The organism is Pseudomonas sp. PvP027 (assembly GCF_017833005.1).
GTDB lineage: Bacteria > Pseudomonadota > Gammaproteobacteria > Pseudomonadales > Pseudomonadaceae > Aquipseudomonas > Aquipseudomonas congelans.
Window position 1 is genome coordinate 1,532,182 of sequence record NZ_JAFIBK010000001.1, and the last position, 17,626, is coordinate 1,549,807.

Below are 17,626 nucleotides of genomic sequence, written 5' to 3' on the forward strand. Positions count from 1 at the left end.
GACTATCAGTAGAGGTTCGGCTCCATCTCCAGCTCGACACCAAAGCGTTCGGCGATGTCGGTCTGGATACGGCGCGCCAGATTCAGCAACTGCAAGCCACTGGCCTGCCCATAGTTGACCAGCACCAGCGACTGGAGCTTGTGTACGCCGGCATCACCATCGCGATAACCCTTCCAGCCCGCCTGCTCGATCAGCCACCCGGCCGCCAGCTTCACCCGACCATCGTCCTGCGGGTAGCCGACCACGCCTGGGTGCTGCTGTTTGATCGTTGCATACAGTTCGGCAGGGATAATCGGGTTTTTGAAGAAACTGCCGGCATTGCCCAGCACCGCTGGGTCAGGCAGCTTTTCACTGCGAATGGCGCAGATCGCACGGCTGACATCGAACGGCGTCGGTCGATCGATACCCTGCTCGTCGAGACGCTGACGAACCGGTCCATATTCGAGGTGCAGGCGGGCTACGCGACTGAGCTTGAAACGCACACGCAGGATCAACCAGCGCGCGACCTGATGCTTGAATATGCTGTCGCGGTAGCCGAACGCGCAGTCCTGCAGAGAAAACTCGCGCAATTCGCCCGTCTCACGATCCAGCGCAGTGAGGCTATGGAAGACATCCTTGATCTCGACGCCATAAGCACCGATATTCTGCATGGGTGCTGCGCCAACGGTGCCTGGAATCAGACTGAGGTTTTCCAGCCCCGCCAGCCCCAGTTCCAGACAAGACTGCACAAACGGATGCCAAGGCTCACCAGCCTCTGCCTCGACAATCGATTCGAGACAGTCCTCGTGCACGATGCGAATGCCGCGGCTGGCCATGCGCACCACCAGTGACTGCACATCAGCGCTGAGCAGCAGGTTACTGCCACCGCCAATCACCAGCAGTGGCACGTCATGCTCGGCCGAATAGGCCAGCGCCTCGCGAACATCGTCATCGCTGTGCGCTTCGGCAAACAACCGGGCCTGAACGTCCACCCCGAACGTATTGAACGGCTTGAGGGAAATCGCGGATTGCACCTGCAAGGTCATGCCCTCGCCTTCCCGAACCACTGGACGAAGCGCATCAACCCTCCAGCAAGCGCCTTACGCGCTCCAGGTCTTCAGGCGTATCGACACCACCGGGTGGTGCTTCAAGCGCGTCGGCAACGTGAATCCGCACGCCATTCCACAGCGCACGCAATTGTTCCAGGCTTTCGGTGTTCTCCAGCCAGCACGGGCCCCAACTGACGAAGTCATGAAGGAAACCTGCACGATAGGCGTAGATACCGATGTGCCGACGATAAGGCACGCCGGCAGGCAACTGGTCACGGTCTGCTGCGAGCGCATCACGCGCCCACGGCAAGGGAGCCCGGCTGAACGTCAGCGCCAGGCCGTTGATGTCCGTAGCCACCTTGACGATGTTGGGGTTGAACAACGCGGCCACGTCGTCGATAGGCTCGGCCAGCGTAGACATCCCGGCCTCGGGGTGAGCGGCCAGATTGGACGCCACCTGATCGATCACCGCAGGCGGGATCATCGGCTCGTCGCCCTGCACATTGACCACAATCGCGTCAGCCGCCAGGCCCAATTGCGCGGCCACCTCGGCCAGACGATCGGTGCCGGAATTGTGATCATCGCGCGTCAGCAGCACTTCGGCACCAAAAGCCTGACAGGCTTCGACAATGCGCGCATCGTCTGTGGCAATCACCACACGTTCGGCGCTGCTCTTGCACGCCTGCTCCCAGACCAGTTGAACCATGGGTTTGCCGGCAATGGTTTTCAGCGGCTTGCCCGGGAAACGGCTGGAGCCGTAGCGCGCGGGAATGACAACGGTAAACGCTGCTGTCATTTTTCCAGCCGCTCGTCAGTGCTCAGGGTCCGAGCTTCGCTTTCGAGCATCACAGGGATGCCGTCGCGCACCGGATAGGCAAGGCCTGCGCCTTTGCTGATCAGCTCGGTCTTGTCGGCGCTGAGCTTCAATGGTCCCTTGCAGACAGGGCAAGCGAGGATATCGAGTAGTTTGGTGTCCATAGGAGATCCTGAAGCAATCATGGAGAAAGACGTAGCAGTTGCTGGTCGAACCAACCGACAAAGGCATCGGAAGGTACTGCATCCACTGCCAGATACCACCAGTCATCAGCGGCAAAGGCACGACATTTCACCGCATCCTTCTCGGTCATGACCAAGGGCAGCGCGGGTGTAAATGTCAGCGCCTCGGCACTGTAGACAGCATGGTCGGCGAACGCGTGAGGCACCGGTCGCCAGTGTAATCCTTCGAGGGTATTGAAGAAACGTTGGGGATTGCCGATTCCGGCGACCGCGTGCAGCGTCTGCCCGGCCGGGAAATAATCCACCGGCTGACGTTCGCCACTGCGCAGATTGATCAGCGCCGAAGGTTTGAGCCTGAAGGCGTAGCCGTCGTCCCTGTCAGCCGTCGCGCCGTTATAAAGCAAGGCGTCGACACTGCTCAGCCGCTCGACCGGTTCGCGCAGCGGCCCGGCAGGCAGACAACGGCGGTTGCCCAGACCACGGGCGGCATCGATCAGCACCAGTTCCAGGTCGCGGGCCAGACGGTAATGCTGCAAGCCGTCGTCGGAAAGAATCAGATCCAGCGGTTCGGCAGCGAGCAAGGCCTGTACGGCGCGACTGCGATCAGGATCAATCATCAGCGGCACACCGCAGCGCTGTACGATGAGCAACGGCTCGTCCCCCGCCTCGCCGGCGCTTTGTTCAGAACGTACGCGCCATGGCAGGCTTGGCGGTTTAGCGCCGTAACCACGACTGACCACACCGACACGCAGGCCGCGACGGCGGCAGTGCTCGATCATCCAGAGAATCAGCGGCGTCTTGCCAGTGCCGCCAACGGTGATATTACCCACCACGATGACCGGCACCGGCGCGCGATAGATATCACCCTCACCAACCAGAAACCGCGCCCGCTTGCGCTCTACGACATGCCGGTAAAGGCCTTCGAGCGGGCGCAATAGCGCCAGCGCGGGGTGGCCTTTGTACCAGGCATCGAGCAAGCGATCAGTGAATGCCATCAGTTAGCCGGTGTGGCCTCGACAGTGGTCATGCGCAAATGACTGAAGCCCAGCTTGCCCGCCGCATCCATGGCCGTGATGACCGACTGGTGCGGGGTCTTGCCGTCGGCACTGATCGACAAAGGCAGGCTGGTATCGCCCGCCGACTCGCGCTGCAGCGCCTCGATCAGCGTCGCCAGATCGTTTTTCGGCAACAACTGATTGTTCAGCGAGAAAATCCCGTCGGCGTTGATGGCGATGTCCAACTGTTTGGCGCTGGCGTCCACGTCCGGCGTTCCGGTGACGGCCTGTGGCAGATCCACCCGCAACTGGGTTTCACGGGTGAAGGTGGTCGTCACAATGAAGAACAGCAGCAGGATGAACACCACATCAATCAGGGAGACCAGATTGATGTCGATGTTTTCCCGGGGTCTGCGACGGCGAAATTTCACTTCTTCTTGCCCCCGCCCGCTCTGGCCAGCGACTTGAGATCGATCTTGGCGTCGATCAGATCGACATCGCGGTCACCCTGCACCACTTCCACCAGACGAATGGCCTGTTGTTCCATGCCGACCACCAGCTCATCGACGCGGCTCTGCAGAAAGCGATGAAAGAAAATCGCCGGGATCGCTACGATAAGACCCGACGCCGTACAGATCAGCGCCTTGGAAATACCACCTGCCAGCACGCCGGCGTTGGCGGTGGCCCCGGAGCTGTTGAACGAGCCGAAGATATCGATCATGCCCAGCACGGTACCCAGCAAACCGAGCAGCGGCGCCATGGCAGCGATCGAGCCCAGTGCGCTCAGGTAGCGCTCCAGCTCATGAATGACCCGGGCAGCGGCTTCTTCGATGCACTCCTTCATGATCTCGCGACCATGCCTGGAATTGGCCAGGCCTGCGGCAAGGATTTCACCCAGCGGCGAGTCAGCGCGCAGCTGCTTGAGTTTTTCGCTGTCCAGCTTCTTTTCCTGAATCCACTGCCAGACCTGCCCGAGCAGGTGCGGTGGCGTGATACGGCTGGCACGCAACGTCCACAGGCGCTCGATGATGATGCCGGCGGCGGCGATGGAGCTCAGAATAATCGGCAGCATCATCCAGCCGCCAGATTTGACCAGTTCCCACACAGTGATCACTCCCTCGAAAAATTGGCGCCACTCTACCATAGGGTCGCCAAGTGCCGAACGTCGAGATCGATATCCATTCACTCAATCACGCCAGAAGCGCCGTTGCGCACGCTCGGCCTGTGGCACCCCGAACGTACCCAGTCGCAGCCGGACAGCGCCCAGCTCGGCACTGTCGAAACTGGCGATACCCAAGCCTCGATAGCGCGCCATGACCAACGGGTGCGGATGACCGAATGCGTTGTTGCGGCCACGGGAAATCAGCACGCCAACCGGTGCCACGGCGCGAAGAAATGCTTTGGACGACGAGGTCCGGCTGCCGTGATGCGGCGACTGCAACCAGTGGGCACGAAGGTCGAAGCCGCTGTCGATCGCCGCGCGCTCGGCATTCACGTCGATATCACCCGCCAGCAGCAGACGCTCGCCACTGGCGTCGACGCTGAGGATGCACGAGGCTGGATTGCCGTCAGGCCCCTGCTCCCAGCGCCACGTGGAAAACACCACGCCATCCCACTCCCAGCGCGCACCGCTCTCGCACAATCGGGCGTCGAGTTGCGGCGCGAGCCTGGCCAGCTCGCCGCCCAGGACCTGGCTCACCGGAAAAGCCTTATGAACCGCCGCTGCACCTCCGGCATGGTCCGCGTCGGAGTGGCTGATCAACATCAGATCGAGATGGCGGACACCTGCCTTGCGCATGGCGGGCACGACCACGCGCTGACCGATATCGAACTCACCGAAACGTGGACCTGCGTCATACAGGAGTGTGCGATTGCGGGTGCGCAGGAGGATGGCCAAGCCCTGCCCCACATCCAGCTGCAACACCTCTACCTGACCTTCAGGCACTGATTCGAGCGGCGGAAAAACGCACAGTAACAACAACGGCCAGCCCAGCGGACGCATGGGCACGCCTTTGGGCAGCAACAACAGCAAGGCCCCGAGCAGACTCAACCACCATGCCCAGACCGGCACCGCACTGGGCAGCCAGGCCGGCAATGCGGCGGCCACCGCACCGAGGAATACGAACAGCCACTGCAGCGCCCCGCCCGCCAGCCACAGCAGACCTTCCCCGATCACAGGGACTTGCAGCAACAGCGTCCCGAGCAATGCCGGAGGCAGGACGATCACGCTGACCCAAGGCACGGCAAGCAGGTTGGCGAACGGGCCGCTGAGGCTGATCGGCAGGTTCAGCGCCAGCAGAATCGGCAACAAGCCAACGGCGATCAGCCATTGCGCCCGTGTCCAGCTTTGCCACCAGCTCCAGGCGCCGAGACGTCCACTGAAAATCAGGATCAGAATGCCGACCGCTGCGAACGACAGCCAGAAACCCGGCTGCAGCGTCACCAGCGGCTCGAAGATCAGCACTGCGTTGAAGGACAGCAACAAGGGCCAGACCACGCCCAGGTGCCGAAAACGCAAGCGCCACAGCAGCACCATCGCGACCATCACACAGGCGCGCCGGACCGGCACCTCGAAACCGGCCAGCAGTCCGTAGCCCAGTGCAGCGCTGAACGCCAGTGCACACGCCCACGGCAGCCAGGGCAAAAAGCGTGGCCACAGCCCCCAGCGCGCCAGGCCTGCGACCAGCGCGTAAATCACCCCGGCCAGCAAACCGATGTGCTGGCCGGAGATGACCAGTAGATGCACGGTGCCGGTATCCTGCAACACCTGCCAGTCGGTGCTCGACAGTCCTGAGCCATCGCCCAGCACCAGCGCCGCCAGACCGCCCTCCCAGCCCTGCGCATCGACCGCCAGCAGGCGCTGACGAATGGCATCGCGCCAGGCAGCGCGTGCGGGTGCCAATAGCTGACCATCCACCACCGTGCCGGTGGCACCGATGCGCTGCGCCAGCAACCACGCCTGATAGTCGAACGCATCGGGATTGACCAGCCCGGCCGGCCGCTTGAGTTTGATCGCCATGCGCCAGCGCTCACCGCTGTTTACGGGCTGGCCGCCGTACCAGGCCACCCGGATTCGCGCCGGCAGCCTGGCACGTCGTGACCAGGCCTCTTCCAGTTCGAAACGCACCACGCCTTCAGCGACACTCGGCAAGCCGACCACTTTGCCCTGCACCCACAAAGTCCGACCATCGAGACGCTGCGCCAACCGGTCACTCTGCGCCCACTGCGCCGAAACGCAGGCCCAGGTGAAACCGAGCAGGAACAACGCCAGTGGATAGGTACGGAACGGCAGCAGCATCAACGCCAGTGTCGGCATCAGCAGCAATAGCCAGGTCGGCGGCAGTGCCGGTAGAAAGCGCAGGGCAAGCAGCCCGAGCGCGAGCGCGATCATCCCTGTGCGCATGGCGGTTCCTTGCAGCGGAAAGCCTCAAGGATCAGCGCACTGGGGAAATGTCGGAAGGGGTGGTGTGTTGCAGAATCTGAACAGCCGGCCTAGACCAGAGCTCGACCCGCCAGCCTGGCGGGTCGAAGCCAATGTGTTACTGACGCATACCGCGACCGCTCACCAGCAACCTTGCGCAGCCCATATAAAGCACGAAGGTCGCCACGATCATGAACGCCAGAGCGATGCTGATCTTGATGTCGGAGACGCCCAGGATGCCGTAGCGGAAGGCATTGACCATGTGCAGGACCGGGTTGGCCAGCGACACGGTCTGCCAGAACGGTGGCAGCAGGTTGATCGAGTAGAACACGCCGCCCAGGTAGGTCAGCGGGGTCAGGACGAAGGTTGGAATGATCGAGATATCATCGAAGTTGCGCGCAAACACTGCGTTGATGAAGCCCAGCAGCGAGAAAATCGTCGCGGTCAGCACCACTACCAGAATGGTCACGCCCAAGTGGTGCACTTGCAGATCGGTGAAAAACATCGACAGCATGGTGACGATGAAACCGACCATCAGACCACGCAGCACACCGCCCAGGGTGTAGCCGACCAGGATGGTGTGCGGCGAGACCGGCGACACCATCAGTTCTTCGATGGAGTGCTGAAACTTGGCACCAAAGAAGCTCGACACCACGTTGCCGTAGGAGTTGGTGATCACCGACATCATGATCAGCCCCGGCACGATGTACTGCATGTAGGTAAAGCCGCCCATGTCGCCAATCTGGCGACCGATGAGGTTACCGAAGATGACGAAGTACAGGACCATGGTGATGGCTGGCGGCAGCAAGGTCTGCGGCCAGATCCGCATGAAGCGGTGCACTTCACGATAGACGATGGTTTTCAGGGCAATCAGGTTGGGGCGCAACTCGCCGTTGGGTACGGTCATACCGCCACCTTCGCGAGGTTTTTTTCCACCAGGGACACAAACAACTCCTCAAGGCGATTGGATTTATTACGCAGGCTCAAGACTTCGATGTTCTGGAAGGCGAGCTGGCTGAACAGCGCAGTGATGCCGACGTTCTTGTCGACCTGCACTTCCAGGGTGTGGCTGTCGAGCAGGCGGCAAGGGAAACCGGGCAATTGTGGCGCGCTCTGCCAGGAGGCTTTGAGATCGAGCACGAAAGTCTCGACGGTCAGGGTGCTGAGCAGCTGCTTCATGCCAGTGTTCTGCACGATCACCCCGTGGTCGATGATGCCGATGTTGCGGCACAGCTGTTCAGCCTCTTCCAGATAATGCGTGGTGAGGATGATGGTGATGCCTTTGCTGTTCAGCTCGGTCAGAAAAGTCCACATCGAACGGCGCAACTCGATATCCACGCCTGCGGTAGGTTCGTCGAGGATCAACAGGCGCGGCTCGTGAATCAGCGCACGGGCGATCATCAGACGCCGCTTCATGCCGCCGGACAGCGAACGTGAAGGCACATCGCGCTTTTCCCACAGCCCCAGTTGTGTCAGGTACTGCTCGGCACGCTCCTTGGCGATTTTCGCCGGGATGCCGTAGTAGCCTGCCTGGGTGACGACGATGTCCAGGGTCTTCTCGAACTGGTTGAAGTTGAACTCCTGCGGCACGACACCGATGCAACGCTTGAGCGCAGCGGGCTCGCGATCCAGGTCGTGGCCAAAGATGTTCACCGTGCCGCTGGTCTTGTTGACCAGCGTCGAGATGATGCCGATGGTGGTGGACTTGCCAGCGCCATTGGGGCCCAGCAACGCGAAGAAATCACCTTCGGCGACGTCCAGATCGATGCCACTCAAGGCCTGGAAACCGTTGCCGTAGGTTTTGGTTAACTGCCGAATGGACAGAGCTGAAGACATATCGGGATAGGTACTCATCAGAAAAAGGAATTGAAGATGACTGTAAGCAGCCGCCTGCCGTGACGACCCAGCCGCGCAATGGTGCTCGGCTGCGCCGTTCAAGTACAGACACATCTGTTAATAGTAAATATCAAGCGGCGGACATGCGCCCGATCAGCCCTTTTACCTGTTCACATCACACGCTCAGGTCAATGGGGTCATGACGGCCTTGCGATAGGCCGGGCGCGTCTTGAGACGCTCATACCAAGCTTGGAGGTGAGGCAGCGGCGGACGTTCAATCGGCATTTCAAACCAGCCGTAAGCGAAGCATCCCAGGGGAATATCGCCCATACCGAAAGCATCACCAGACAGATAAGGCTGTCGCGACAGCGCCTCATCGGCAACCAGCAGCAGGCTGTGCAGCGTCTTGATGCCTTGCTCGATGGCCGGCCAGTCCTGCTTGTCGGCCGGGGTACGTACTACGCCCCAGAACACCGGGCTGAACGGCGCGGCGATGGTCGAGCTGGTCCAGTCCATCCACTTGTCTGCGTTGGCGCGGGCCTGCAGATCTGCGGGGTATAAATCAGAGTCCGGGGCATGACGGGCGGCCAGGTAGCGCACGATGGCGTTGGACTCCCACATCACGAAGTCGCCGTCTTCGATCATCGGAATCCGGCCGTTAGGGTTTTTCGCGCGATAGGCTGCTTCGTTGACCAGGCCGAATGCACCACCGGCGTCCTGCGTTTCGTAAGGTACGCCCACTTCCTCGGCAATCCAGAGTGCCTTGCGCACATTGCTGGAATTCTTCCGTCCCCAGATCTTGAGCATTGCGTTCCCCTCGCACTCGCTGATAAATAAAGGCTCACAGTCTACCCCGAAGCGGCGGCAACTTACTCGTCAACCAGGGGTCACTATCGATGTCGCCCCACCACTGCCTGGCGACCAGTTCTTGATCGCTGCCACGGCGGCGGTCATCACGGAGGAATACTTATGCTGTTGTTGTGGATTGTTGTGCTGGTCGTCGGCATCGCCTGGCTGGCTCATCGGCGAACCGCCCCGCTCCCGGCGCTCGGCGTGGTAGCTGTCTACCTGCTGGCCATGGGTATTTTCAGTCACGCGCCAGGATGGCTGCTGACGGTGTTCTGGTTGCTCTGGCTGGCAGTGTTCGTACCGGTCATGCTGCCCGATCTGCGCCGCAAGCATTTCACTGCGCCGATGTTCAGCTGGTTTCAAAAAGTCCTGCCGCCGATGTCGCAAACCGAGCGCGATGCGATCGATGCCGGCACGGTCTGGTGGGATGGCGAGCTGTTCAGCGGTCGCCCGGACTGGGACAAGCTGCTGGCCTACCCTAAAGTCCAGCTGACCGAAGAGGAACAGGCCTTTATCGACGGGCCGACCGAAGAACTCTGCGCGATGGTCAGCGACTGGGAGATCGGCCAGGCTATGGACCTGCCGCCTGAAGCCTGGGCGCACATGAAAGCGCACGGCTTCTTCGCGCTGATCATCCCCAAGGAATTCGGTGGCAAGGGCTTCTCCGCCTACGCCCACTCCCAGGTGGCCATGAAGCTGGCCACCCGCAGCGGCGACCTGGCCTCCACGGTAATGGTGCCCAACTCGCTGGGCCCGGCCGAGTTGCTGCTGCATTACGGCACCGACGAGCAACGCAATCATTACCTGCCACGTCTGGCACGCGGTGAAGATATCCCCTGCTTCGCGCTGACCGGCCCGCTGGCCGGTTCCGATGCAGGTGCGATGACTGACACCGGGATCATCTGCAAAGGCCAGTGGCAGGGCGAAGAAGTCATCGGCCTGCGCCTGACCTGGGAAAAACGCTACATCACCCTCGGCCCGGTCGCTACCCTGCTGGGCCTGGCCTTCAAGGCCCACGACCCTGAGCACCTGCTCGGTGAAAAAGAAGATCTGGGCATCAGCCTGGCGCTGATTCCGACCGATACGCCCGGCGTGGAAATCGGCCGCCGTCACCTGCCGCTGGGCGCGGCGTTCATGAACGGTCCCAACTCGGGCAAGGACGTGTTCATCCCGCTGAGCTACCTGATCGGTGGTCAACCGATGCTGGGCAAAGGCTGGATGATGCTGATGAACTGCCTGTCGGTGGGTCGTTCGATCTCGCTGCCGGCAGTCGGCACCGGCGCTGCCAAGTACACCAGCCTGGTCACCGGCCAGTACGCGAAGGTGCGTGAGCAGTTCAACGTACCTATCTCCGCATTCGAAGGCATCCAGGAGGCACTGGCGCGAATCGGCGGCAACGCCTGGCTGATGGACAGTGCACGCATGCTGACGGCCAATGCGGTCGACCTGGGCGAGAAGCCTTCGGTGCTCTCTGCGATCCTCAAGTATCACCTGACCGAACGCGGCCGCGAGTGTATCGGTCACGCCATGGACGTGCATGGCGGCAAGGGCATCATCATGGGCCCGAACAATTACCTGGGTCGCAACTGGCAAGGTGCGCCGATCTTCATCACCGTCGAGGGCGCCAACATCCTCTCGCGCAACCTGATGATCTTCGGCCAGGGCGCGATTCGCTGCCATCCATTCGTACTCAAGGAAATGGCCCTGGCCGGGCGTGAAGACAAGCAGCAGGCGCTGATCGAGTTTGACAGCCTGCTGCTCAAACACATCGGCTTTGCGGTGAGCAATGCCGCCAGCACCTTCATTCTCAACCTGGGTTTTGGCCATTTCGAAAGAGCGCCGGGCAACAGCCTGAGCCAGGGCTACTTCCGGGCGCTGAACCGTCAGGCAGCAGCGTTCGCGATGCTGGCGGACTTGAGCATGATGCTGCTGGGCGGCGAGCTGAAACGCCGCGAACGCCTGTCCGCCCGCCTGGGTGACGTGCTCAGTCATATGTACCTGGCTTCGGCAGCGCTCAAGCGTTATCACGACCTCGGCTCGCCGGACCACATGAGCCCGTTGTTTCGCTGGGCCATGGAAGAAAGCCTGGGGCATTCTGAACGTGCGATGGACGAGATCCTCAGCAACTTCCCCAACCGCATACTGGGCGGCGTGTTGCGTGCCGTAGTGTTCCCGTTCGGTCGCAGGCACAAGGGGCCGTCGGACAGACTGGACGCCGAAGTTGCCCAGGTACTGGGCCGCGCCAAGGGCGATCCGACGCTGGAAGAGTTGCTGGCCGGCTGCTATCGCCCGCAATCGGCAGACGATCCGGTCGGCGCACTGCAACAGGCCATCGACCTGCTCAGTGCTGCGTATCCGCTGCACAAGAAGCTGCAAGTGGCTCTCAAGAGCGGTCAGGTCAAGCCGGACGCCGGCGAGCCTGTCATCGACGCCGCATTGCGCATCGGTGTGTTGCAGGCCGACGAAGCGCAAACCCTGCGCACCGCCGAGGCAGCCCGCCGCAAGGTGATCGACGTGGATGATTTCGACAAGGAAGAACTGACCCTGGCAGCCGGCAAGATTCGCTGATAGTCAGGTCGCACCACACAGCAGGCGCGTAGAGCTTTATACTCTCGCGCCTGTTTTTGCATTTGAGGATTACCCAATGGCCGACGCCACTCTCGATCACCAACTTGGCCTGCTGGCACACCTGCGCAGCATTCTGGTCGCGCTGGGCGAGGCCGAGCAGGTTCCGGAAGAAAGCCACGCGCTGTTCATGGAGCGTTTCGACGAACTGGTCGAGCTGCTGCCGCAGGATCCCATCGAAAGCCAGTACCTGGGTCAGGATATTCTTTGCCAGGTCATCCAGCGCTACCCGCAAATCGCGCATCTGGTACCGCGCGACCTGCTGTGGTTCTTCGCCGGTGACTGCCTGCATTTCATGCCGGATGACGAAATCGAGCTGTATCAGGCGCTGGAAGAACGCCGCTACGAAGCCGAGCAGAACGAAGAACCGTTCGACTGGAATCAGGAGAAACAGCTGCTGAGCATGTCGACACAGAGCAGCAAGCACTGAGCATCGCCTGGCCTCAAGCCTGCTCCGGAGGTCATTCCGGGCAGGTGCCTGTCACCTCGCATCAATGCGCCATACCGCGCAACTCATCAATTAATATGATCATTACGTCCCGGCATTCGAATAAATTTATCGAATAAACAGGCATACCATGACACTTCGTATCACATGATTAAGGAGTGCTCTCTCTCCCATGACTCAATTTCGTAAAGTCCTGTCCATTCAAGCGGGTCAGCCAGCGTCCGATGGCGCGGGTGTCAAACTGACGCGCGTCTTCGGCGGGCATGGCGTGGAGCAGTTCGATCCGTTTCTGATGCTGGACGAGTTCGGATCGGACAAGCCGGATGACTACATCGCCGGCTTTCCACCTCACCCGCACCGGGGCTTCGAAACGGTGACCTACATGCTTGAAGGCCGTATGCGTCATGAAGACCATATGGGCAACGTCGGCCTTCTGCAGAGCGGCGGTGTGCAGTGGATGACTGCGGCACGCGGGATCATTCACAGCGAAATGCCCGAGCAGGAAGAAGGCACCATGCGCGGCTTTCAGCTCTGGCTGAACCTGCCGGGCAAGAACAAGCTGAGCGACGCCAGCTACCAGGACATCCAACCGGAACACGTTCCGAGTGTGACCACCCAGGCCGGTGTGCAGGTGGTGGTACTGGCCGGGCATTTCGACGATGGCCAAGTGCGCCAGGCCGGGGCAGTACAGCGCCCGGACACCGAGCCGTTGTACTTCGACTTTGACATGCCTGCCGGCAGTCGTATCAGCCCGCAAGTACCCGATGGGCACCTTGTGCTGCTGTACGTCTATGAAGGCAGTGTCGAGCTGGAAGGCAGCACCCAGCCGATCGGTAAACGCCAAATGGCACGCCTGTCCGACAGTGGTGAAGTGCAGATCAGCAGCGCCGCCGGTGCGCGGCTGTTACTGATTGCAGGCAAGCCGTTGCGTGAGCCGATCGTGCAATACGGCCCCTTCGTTATGAACACCAAGGAAGAGATCGAGCAGGCGATTCGTGACTTCCGGGAAGATCGTCTGACCGCTTGATGACTTCGGTCACCGAGCCCTGCGCCCGCCGATCAAGAGACAGGGGCCCCTCCCCTGTCTCGCCACATTACTCCAGACGCAAAAAGCGCTTCAGCTCGGCACCCTGAGCAATCGCATCGTGACGACCCAGCTCGATCAATTCACTGCAATAACCTGACTCGAACAGCAGATAGCTCAGCACGCTGGCGCCGCTGCTCTTGGTCGCGCCCGGCCCGCGCAGAAATGTGCGCAATGCGGGGGGCAGTTCGCGGCGGTGGCGGGCTGCGATTTCATCCAGCGGACGACTCGGCGAAATCACCAGCACCTCCACCGGCTCCATGCCCGGCTGCCGGACCTGATCCTCGGGCAGCAACGCACTGGCGGTGTTCAAGCGTTCGAGCAGCTCGATATCGCTTTCCAGATTGTCGATGAACGTACTGTTGAGCATGTGGCCGCTGATCTGCGCCAGGCTTGGCTGAACACCGCGGGGTGCGCGGGGCGCCGGTCTTTCGGTTTTGAGGCCGCGCGGGTTGCCGCTGACGCCGACCACCAGAACTCGATTGGCGCCCAGGTGCAGCGCCGGGCTGATCGGTGCCGACTGACGCACAGCTCCGTCGCCGAAGTACTCCTCGTCGAGCATCACGGGGGCGAACAACAAGGGAATGGCCGAACTGGCGAGCAAGTGATCCACGGTCAGTTGCGTCGGACGGCCGATGCGGCGATGACGCAGCCAGGGTTCGATCGTACCGCGGCCCTGATAAAACGTGACCGCCTGACCCGATTCGTAACCGAAGGCAGTCACTGCCACGGCACGCAAATGATGGGCTTCGATGGCGGCTTCGATTCCGGACAGGTCCAGCCGCTCATTGAGCAGATCACGCAGGGGCGAACTGTTGAGCAAGGCAACCGGGATATTTCGCCCGAAACCCAGCAGGCTGCGGCCAAAAAAACGACTGGCCTGATGAATCACCCCGGACCAGTCGCTGCGCAGCACCTGATGGCTGCGAAAAGACTGCCAGAATTCGGTCAATTGATGGATGGCAACTCGAAAATGCAGCGCGCCACTGGCGAGCTTGACCGCATTGATCGCGCCAGCCGAGGTACCGACGATGACCGGAAAGGGATTGGGCGAACCGGGCGGCAGCAGATCGGCAATGCCTGCCAGTACGCCGACCTGATAGGCCGCACGCGCCCCGCCACCCGACAAAATCAGCCCGGTTACAGGCTCGACATCACCTATTGCACTGTTCGTTACTGCGCGATCCTGCATCTACGACTGACCTCGGTGATCAACGACGCTTTCTTATTTAGGCTTCTCATATAGCTTCGGTTCACCGGCCGGTCGACTTTTAAAGCGTCGATGGGCCCAAAGATACTGTTCCGGGCATTCAGTGACAGCCCTTTCTACCCATTGATTGATGCGCAGGCAATCGGCTTCGTCGCTTTCACCCGGAAAGTTGTCCAGTGGCGGGTGAATCACCAGCCGGTAACCACTGCCGTCTGCCAGGCGCTGCTGAGTGAAGGGCACAACCTGCGCACGGCCCAGGCGGGCGAACTTGCTGGTCGCGGTCACGGTGGCGGCCTGGATACCGAACAGCGGCACAAAAATGCTCTGTTTGGCGCCGTAGTCCTGATCCGGCGCATACCAGATCGCCCGGCCGGCACGCAGCAACTTGAGCATGCCGCGCACGTCATCGCGCTCGACAGCCAGCGAATCCAGGTTATGTCGCTCGCGCCCGCGCCGCTGGACGAAGTCGAACAGCGGGCTCTTGTGTTCGCGGTACATGCCGTCAATGGTGTGCTGCTGGCCCAGCAGCGCCGCACCGATTTCCAGCGTGGTGAAATGCAGCGCCATCAGAATCACGCCCTCGCCTTTTTGTTGAGCATTCTGCAAATGCTCGAGCCCTTCGACGTGGGCAAGCCTGGCCAGACGTTTTTTCGACCACCACCAGCTCATGGCCATCTCGAAGAAGGCGATCCCGGTGGAAGCGAAGTTTTCCTTGAGCAGACGCTTGCGCTCGGCCGCGGACAAATGCGGGAAGCACAGCTCCAGATTGCGTGACGCGATTTTTTTTCGATCAGTGGCCACACGGTACATGATGGCGCCCAGTGCCCGACCGATGACCAGCAGAACGCGAAATGGCAATTGGACAATCAGCCACAAGAGCCCCAGCCCCAGCCATAACGGCCAGAAACGGGGGTGAAGGAAACTGGCTTTAAAGCGCGGGCGATCCATTTGGGCTTCCGTCAGAACAAAGGCCGCGCATTCTACAACGGTTCTAGCCGCTTGCGGCTCGCGGGCGTTCTCGCTATAAGTCTCGGCACTTTTAGCGACAAGCTGTTGTGTATATCAACCATGAGCCAGATTGAATCGCAAAACCCGGAACCTGTATTTCAGCTCAAGGGCAGCATGCTCGCCATCACCGTGATGGAGCTGGCCCGAACCAACCTTGAAGCGCTCGACAGGCAGCTGGCGGCCAAGGTGGCACAAGCCCCCAATTTCTTCAGCAACACGCCGTTGATCCTGGCTCTGGACAAACTCGCACCGAACGAAGGTCCGGTGGACCTCCCGGGTCTGGTGCGCATCTGTCGCCAGCACGGCCTGCGCACCCTGGCGATCCGCGCCAATCGTATCGAAGACATTGCGGCGGCGATTGCCGTCGACCTTCCGGTCCTGCCGCCGTCCGGCGCACGTGAACGCGTGATCGACCCGATTGAAGCCGAAGCACCGAAAAAAATCCCGGAAAAACCGCCCGAGCCACTGATCAAGCCGACCCGCGTGATAACCGCTCCGGTACGCGGCGGTCAGCAGATTTATGCCCAGGGCGGCGACCTGGTTGTCGTCGCGCCGGTCAGTCCAGGTGCGGAACTTCTCGCCGATGGAAACATCCATGTCTACGGCCCGATGCGTGGCAGGGCACTGGCAGGAATAAAAGGCGATACCAAGGCACGCATCTTCTGTCAGCAGTTGAGTGCCGAGCTGATTTCGATTGCCGGACAATACAAGGTGTCCGAGGACTTGCGCAGGGACCCGTTATGGGGCTCGCCAGTCCAGATCAGCTTGTCAGGTGATGTGTTGAACATCATTCGTCTTTAACGGATACTGCCGCAATTTTCAAAGCATCTCTGATTCGTCGCGAAATTGTCGTGAAGGCGGCCGGAAGTTCTGAAAAGCACTGCTTTTCAGTGGGTATATGAGTCGAAAGTAATAGCTTAGTGCTAGCTTTCCGGAATCAGACCCCAGGACTTCCAGAATGCTTCGGCGGGCGCGGCGCCAGGAGATGCCTTTCAGGGACTCAATGTCCTTTTCCTCTAGGGGTGATACACCTTGGCCAAGATTCTCGTTGTTACATCCGGCAAGGGTGGTGTGGGCAAGACCACCACCAGCGCCGCCATCGGTACCGGTCTCGCGCTGCGCGGCCACAAGACAGTCATCGTCGACTTCGACGTCGGCCTGCGTAACCTCGACCTGATCATGGGTTGCGAACGTCGTGTCGTGTATGACTTCGTCAACGTGGTCAATGGCGAAGCCAACCTGCAACAGGCGCTGATCAAGGACAAGAAGATCGAAGGCCTGTTCGTGCTGGCCGCCAGCCAGACCCGCGACAAGGAAGCACTGACCAAGGAGGGCGTTGAAAAAGTCCTCATGGAGCTGAAGGAATCCTTCGAATACATCGTCTGCGATTCGCCGGCCGGTATCGAAACCGGTGCTCACCTGGCCATGTATTTCGCCGATGAAGCCATCGTCGTGACCAACCCTGAAGTATCGTCGGTGCGTGACTCCGACCGCATGCTGGGCCTGCTGGCCAGCAAATCGCGTCGCGCCGAACGTGGCGAAGACCCGATCAAGGAACACTTGCTGCTGACCCGCTACAACCCTGAGCGCGTCAGCAAGGGCGAAATGCTCGGCGTTGAAGACGTCAAGGAAATCCTTGCCGTTACCCTGCTCGGCGTGATTCCCGAATCCCAGGCTGTACTGAAAGCCTCCAACCAGGGCGTGCCGGTCATTCTCGATGACCAGAGCGACGCAGGTCAGGCCTACAGCGATGCGGTCGACCGCCTGCTGGGCAAAACACTTGAGCACCGCTTTCTGGATGTGCATAAGAAAGGATTCTTTGAACGCCTGTTCGGGGGTAATTAATGAATATTTTTGACTTCTTTCGTGACCGCAAAAAAGGAAGCACGGCCTCGGTAGCGAAAGAGCGTCTACAGATCATCGTTGCTCACGAACGCGGCCAACGCAGTACCCCGGACTACCTTCCTGCGCTGCAGAAGGAGCTGGTGGAAGTGATCCGTAAATACGTCAATATCGAGTCTGACCAGGTACAGGTCGCTCTGGAAAGCCAGGGCAGCTGTTCGATTCTGGAACTCAATATCACCCTGCCCGATCGCTGATCAGGCAGTCGCTCGCGGCGGTATCGG

At 60.7% G+C, this 17,626-nt stretch carries 18 protein-coding genes; 6 read left to right on the top strand and 12 right to left on the bottom strand.

Annotated features, from left to right (window positions below; translation table 11 throughout):
- Positions 1-5: 5 nt before the first annotated feature.
- The 10 genes from murB to JOE33_RS06050 form a co-directional block, all read right to left on the bottom strand.
- Positions 6-1,025, bottom strand: coding sequence for a UDP-N-acetylmuramate dehydrogenase (gene murB / locus JOE33_RS06005; protein WP_096126028.1), 1,020 nt, complete (start codon positions 1,023-1,025; stop codon positions 6-8).
- 34 nt (positions 1,026-1,059) lie between these two features.
- Positions 1,060-1,824, bottom strand: a complete 765-nt coding sequence (gene kdsB, locus JOE33_RS06010; RefSeq protein WP_096102739.1) for a 3-deoxy-manno-octulosonate cytidylyltransferase — start codon at positions 1,822-1,824, stop codon at positions 1,060-1,062.
- Positions 1,821-2,006, bottom strand: coding sequence for a Trm112 family protein (locus JOE33_RS06015; RefSeq protein ID WP_002552679.1), 186 nt, complete (start codon positions 2,004-2,006; stop codon positions 1,821-1,823). Before JOE33_RS06015 ends, kdsB begins: the two co-directional genes overlap by 4 nt.
- A gap of 17 nt (positions 2,007-2,023) precedes the next feature.
- Positions 2,024-3,019, bottom strand: coding sequence for a tetraacyldisaccharide 4'-kinase (gene lpxK, locus JOE33_RS06020; RefSeq protein WP_187625268.1), 996 nt, complete (start codon positions 3,017-3,019; stop codon positions 2,024-2,026).
- On the bottom strand, positions 3,019-3,450 hold the full coding sequence (locus tag JOE33_RS06025; RefSeq protein ID WP_003409582.1) for a biopolymer transporter ExbD: 432 nt from the start codon (positions 3,448-3,450) through the stop codon (positions 3,019-3,021). Before JOE33_RS06025 ends, lpxK begins: the two co-directional genes overlap by 1 nt.
- Entirely contained in the window at positions 3,447-4,163 is a 717-nt protein-coding gene (locus tag JOE33_RS06030) for a MotA/TolQ/ExbB proton channel family protein (RefSeq protein ID WP_063613806.1), read from the bottom strand. Before JOE33_RS06030 ends, JOE33_RS06025 begins: the two co-directional genes overlap by 4 nt.
- Before the next feature lie 42 nt (positions 4,164-4,205).
- Positions 4,206-6,422, bottom strand: coding sequence for a DNA internalization-related competence protein ComEC/Rec2 (locus tag JOE33_RS06035; protein WP_187625267.1), 2,217 nt, complete (start codon positions 6,420-6,422; stop codon positions 4,206-4,208).
- Between the two features lie 136 nt (positions 6,423-6,558).
- A complete protein-coding gene (locus JOE33_RS06040) occupies positions 6,559-7,347 on the bottom strand; it encodes an ABC transporter permease (RefSeq protein ID WP_010432576.1) in 789 nt (262 codons plus the stop codon).
- Positions 7,344-8,276: an ABC transporter ATP-binding protein gene (locus JOE33_RS06045; protein ID WP_010432578.1), complete on the bottom strand. Its 933-nt coding sequence runs from the start codon at positions 8,274-8,276 to the stop codon at positions 7,344-7,346. Before JOE33_RS06045 ends, JOE33_RS06040 begins: the two co-directional genes overlap by 4 nt.
- Before the next feature lie 183 nt (positions 8,277-8,459).
- The gene (locus JOE33_RS06050; protein WP_010432580.1) at positions 8,460-9,083 is read right to left on the bottom strand and encodes a glutathione S-transferase; all 624 of its coding nucleotides are present in this window, start codon (positions 9,081-9,083) and stop codon (positions 8,460-8,462) included.
- A gap of 162 nt (positions 9,084-9,245) precedes the next feature.
- Here JOE33_RS06050 and JOE33_RS06055 point away from each other — a divergent pair, with 162 nt between their 5' ends.
- The 3 genes from JOE33_RS06055 (at position 9,246) to JOE33_RS06065 (ending at position 13,225) form a co-directional block, all read left to right on the top strand.
- Positions 9,246-11,693: an acyl-CoA dehydrogenase gene (locus JOE33_RS06055; protein ID WP_122579422.1), complete on the top strand. Its 2,448-nt coding sequence runs from the start codon at positions 9,246-9,248 to the stop codon at positions 11,691-11,693.
- Between the two features lie 76 nt (positions 11,694-11,769).
- Positions 11,770-12,180 carry a PA2817 family protein gene (locus tag JOE33_RS06060; protein ID WP_187625266.1) on the top strand — a complete coding sequence of 137 codons (411 nt, stop codon included), beginning with the start codon at positions 11,770-11,772 and terminating at the stop codon, positions 12,178-12,180.
- A 190-nt stretch (positions 12,181-12,370) separates the two neighbouring features.
- The gene (locus tag JOE33_RS06065) at positions 12,371-13,225 is read left to right on the top strand and encodes a pirin family protein (RefSeq protein ID WP_187625265.1); all 855 of its coding nucleotides are present in this window, start codon (positions 12,371-12,373) and stop codon (positions 13,223-13,225) included.
- Positions 13,226-13,292: 67 nt separating this feature from the next.
- On the opposite strand, the gene JOE33_RS06070 is transcribed toward JOE33_RS06065, so the two are convergent.
- Both JOE33_RS06070 and JOE33_RS06075 read right to left on the bottom strand, forming a co-directional pair.
- Positions 13,293-14,474, bottom strand: a complete 1,182-nt coding sequence (locus JOE33_RS06070; protein WP_187625264.1) for a patatin-like phospholipase family protein — start codon at positions 14,472-14,474, stop codon at positions 13,293-13,295.
- A 33-nt stretch (positions 14,475-14,507) separates the two neighbouring features.
- The gene (locus JOE33_RS06075; RefSeq protein ID WP_010432594.1) at positions 14,508-15,440 is read right to left on the bottom strand and encodes a lipid A biosynthesis lauroyl acyltransferase; all 933 of its coding nucleotides are present in this window, start codon (positions 15,438-15,440) and stop codon (positions 14,508-14,510) included.
- A gap of 120 nt (positions 15,441-15,560) precedes the next feature.
- Here JOE33_RS06075 and minC point away from each other — a divergent pair, with 120 nt between their 5' ends.
- The 3 genes from minC to minE all read left to right on the top strand — a co-directional run bounded on the left by minC (position 15,561) and on the right by minE (position 17,599).
- Complete coding sequence (gene minC / locus JOE33_RS06080) at positions 15,561-16,301, top strand: septum site-determining protein MinC (protein WP_010432596.1); 741 nt, start codon at positions 15,561-15,563, stop codon at positions 16,299-16,301.
- Between the two features lie 231 nt (positions 16,302-16,532).
- Positions 16,533-17,345 (top strand): septum site-determining protein MinD, encoded by an 813-nt coding sequence (gene minD / locus JOE33_RS06085; RefSeq protein WP_003317454.1) that lies wholly within the window; start codon positions 16,533-16,535, stop codon positions 17,343-17,345.
- Complete coding sequence (gene minE / locus JOE33_RS06090) at positions 17,345-17,599, top strand: cell division topological specificity factor MinE (protein ID WP_003317453.1); 255 nt, start codon at positions 17,345-17,347, stop codon at positions 17,597-17,599. Before minD ends, minE begins: the two co-directional genes overlap by 1 nt.
- Positions 17,600-17,626 lie beyond the last annotated feature (27 nt).

Excerpts from the sequence above, each read along its gene's own strand:
- murB (WP_096126028.1), bottom strand. The coding sequence starts at position 1,025 with ATGACCTTGCAGGTGCAATCCGCGATTTCCCTCAAGCCGTTCAATACG.
- kdsB (WP_096102739.1), bottom strand. The coding sequence starts at position 1,824 with ATGACAGCAGCGTTTACCGTTGTCATTCCCGCGCGCTACGGCTCCAGC.
- JOE33_RS06015 (WP_002552679.1), bottom strand. The coding sequence starts at position 2,006 with ATGGACACCAAACTACTCGATATCCTCGCTTGCCCTGTCTGCAAGGGA.
- lpxK (WP_187625268.1), bottom strand. The coding sequence starts at position 3,019 with ATGGCATTCACTGATCGCTTGCTCGATGCCTGGTACAAAGGCCACCCC.
- JOE33_RS06030 (WP_063613806.1), bottom strand. The coding sequence starts at position 4,163 with ATGGTAGAGTGGCGCCAATTTTTCGAGGGAGTGATCACTGTGTGGGAA.
- JOE33_RS06035 (WP_187625267.1), bottom strand. The coding sequence starts at position 6,422 with ATGCGCACAGGGATGATCGCGCTCGCGCTCGGGCTGCTTGCCCTGCGC.
- JOE33_RS06040 (WP_010432576.1), bottom strand. The coding sequence starts at position 7,347 with ATGACCGTACCCAACGGCGAGTTGCGCCCCAACCTGATTGCCCTGAAA.
- JOE33_RS06045 (WP_010432578.1), bottom strand. The coding sequence starts at position 8,276 with ATGTCTTCAGCTCTGTCCATTCGGCAGTTAACCAAAACCTACGGCAAC.
- JOE33_RS06050 (WP_010432580.1), bottom strand. The coding sequence starts at position 9,083 with ATGCTCAAGATCTGGGGACGGAAGAATTCCAGCAATGTGCGCAAGGCA.
- JOE33_RS06055 (WP_122579422.1), top strand. The coding sequence starts at position 9,246 with ATGCTGTTGTTGTGGATTGTTGTGCTGGTCGTCGGCATCGCCTGGCTG.
- JOE33_RS06060 (WP_187625266.1), top strand. The coding sequence starts at position 11,770 with ATGGCCGACGCCACTCTCGATCACCAACTTGGCCTGCTGGCACACCTG.
- JOE33_RS06065 (WP_187625265.1), top strand. The coding sequence starts at position 12,371 with ATGACTCAATTTCGTAAAGTCCTGTCCATTCAAGCGGGTCAGCCAGCG.
- JOE33_RS06070 (WP_187625264.1), bottom strand. The coding sequence starts at position 14,474 with ATGCAGGATCGCGCAGTAACGAACAGTGCAATAGGTGATGTCGAGCCT.
- JOE33_RS06075 (WP_010432594.1), bottom strand. The coding sequence starts at position 15,440 with ATGGATCGCCCGCGCTTTAAAGCCAGTTTCCTTCACCCCCGTTTCTGG.
- minC (WP_010432596.1), top strand. The coding sequence starts at position 15,561 with ATGAGCCAGATTGAATCGCAAAACCCGGAACCTGTATTTCAGCTCAAG.
- minE (WP_003317453.1), top strand. The coding sequence starts at position 17,345 with ATGAATATTTTTGACTTCTTTCGTGACCGCAAAAAAGGAAGCACGGCC.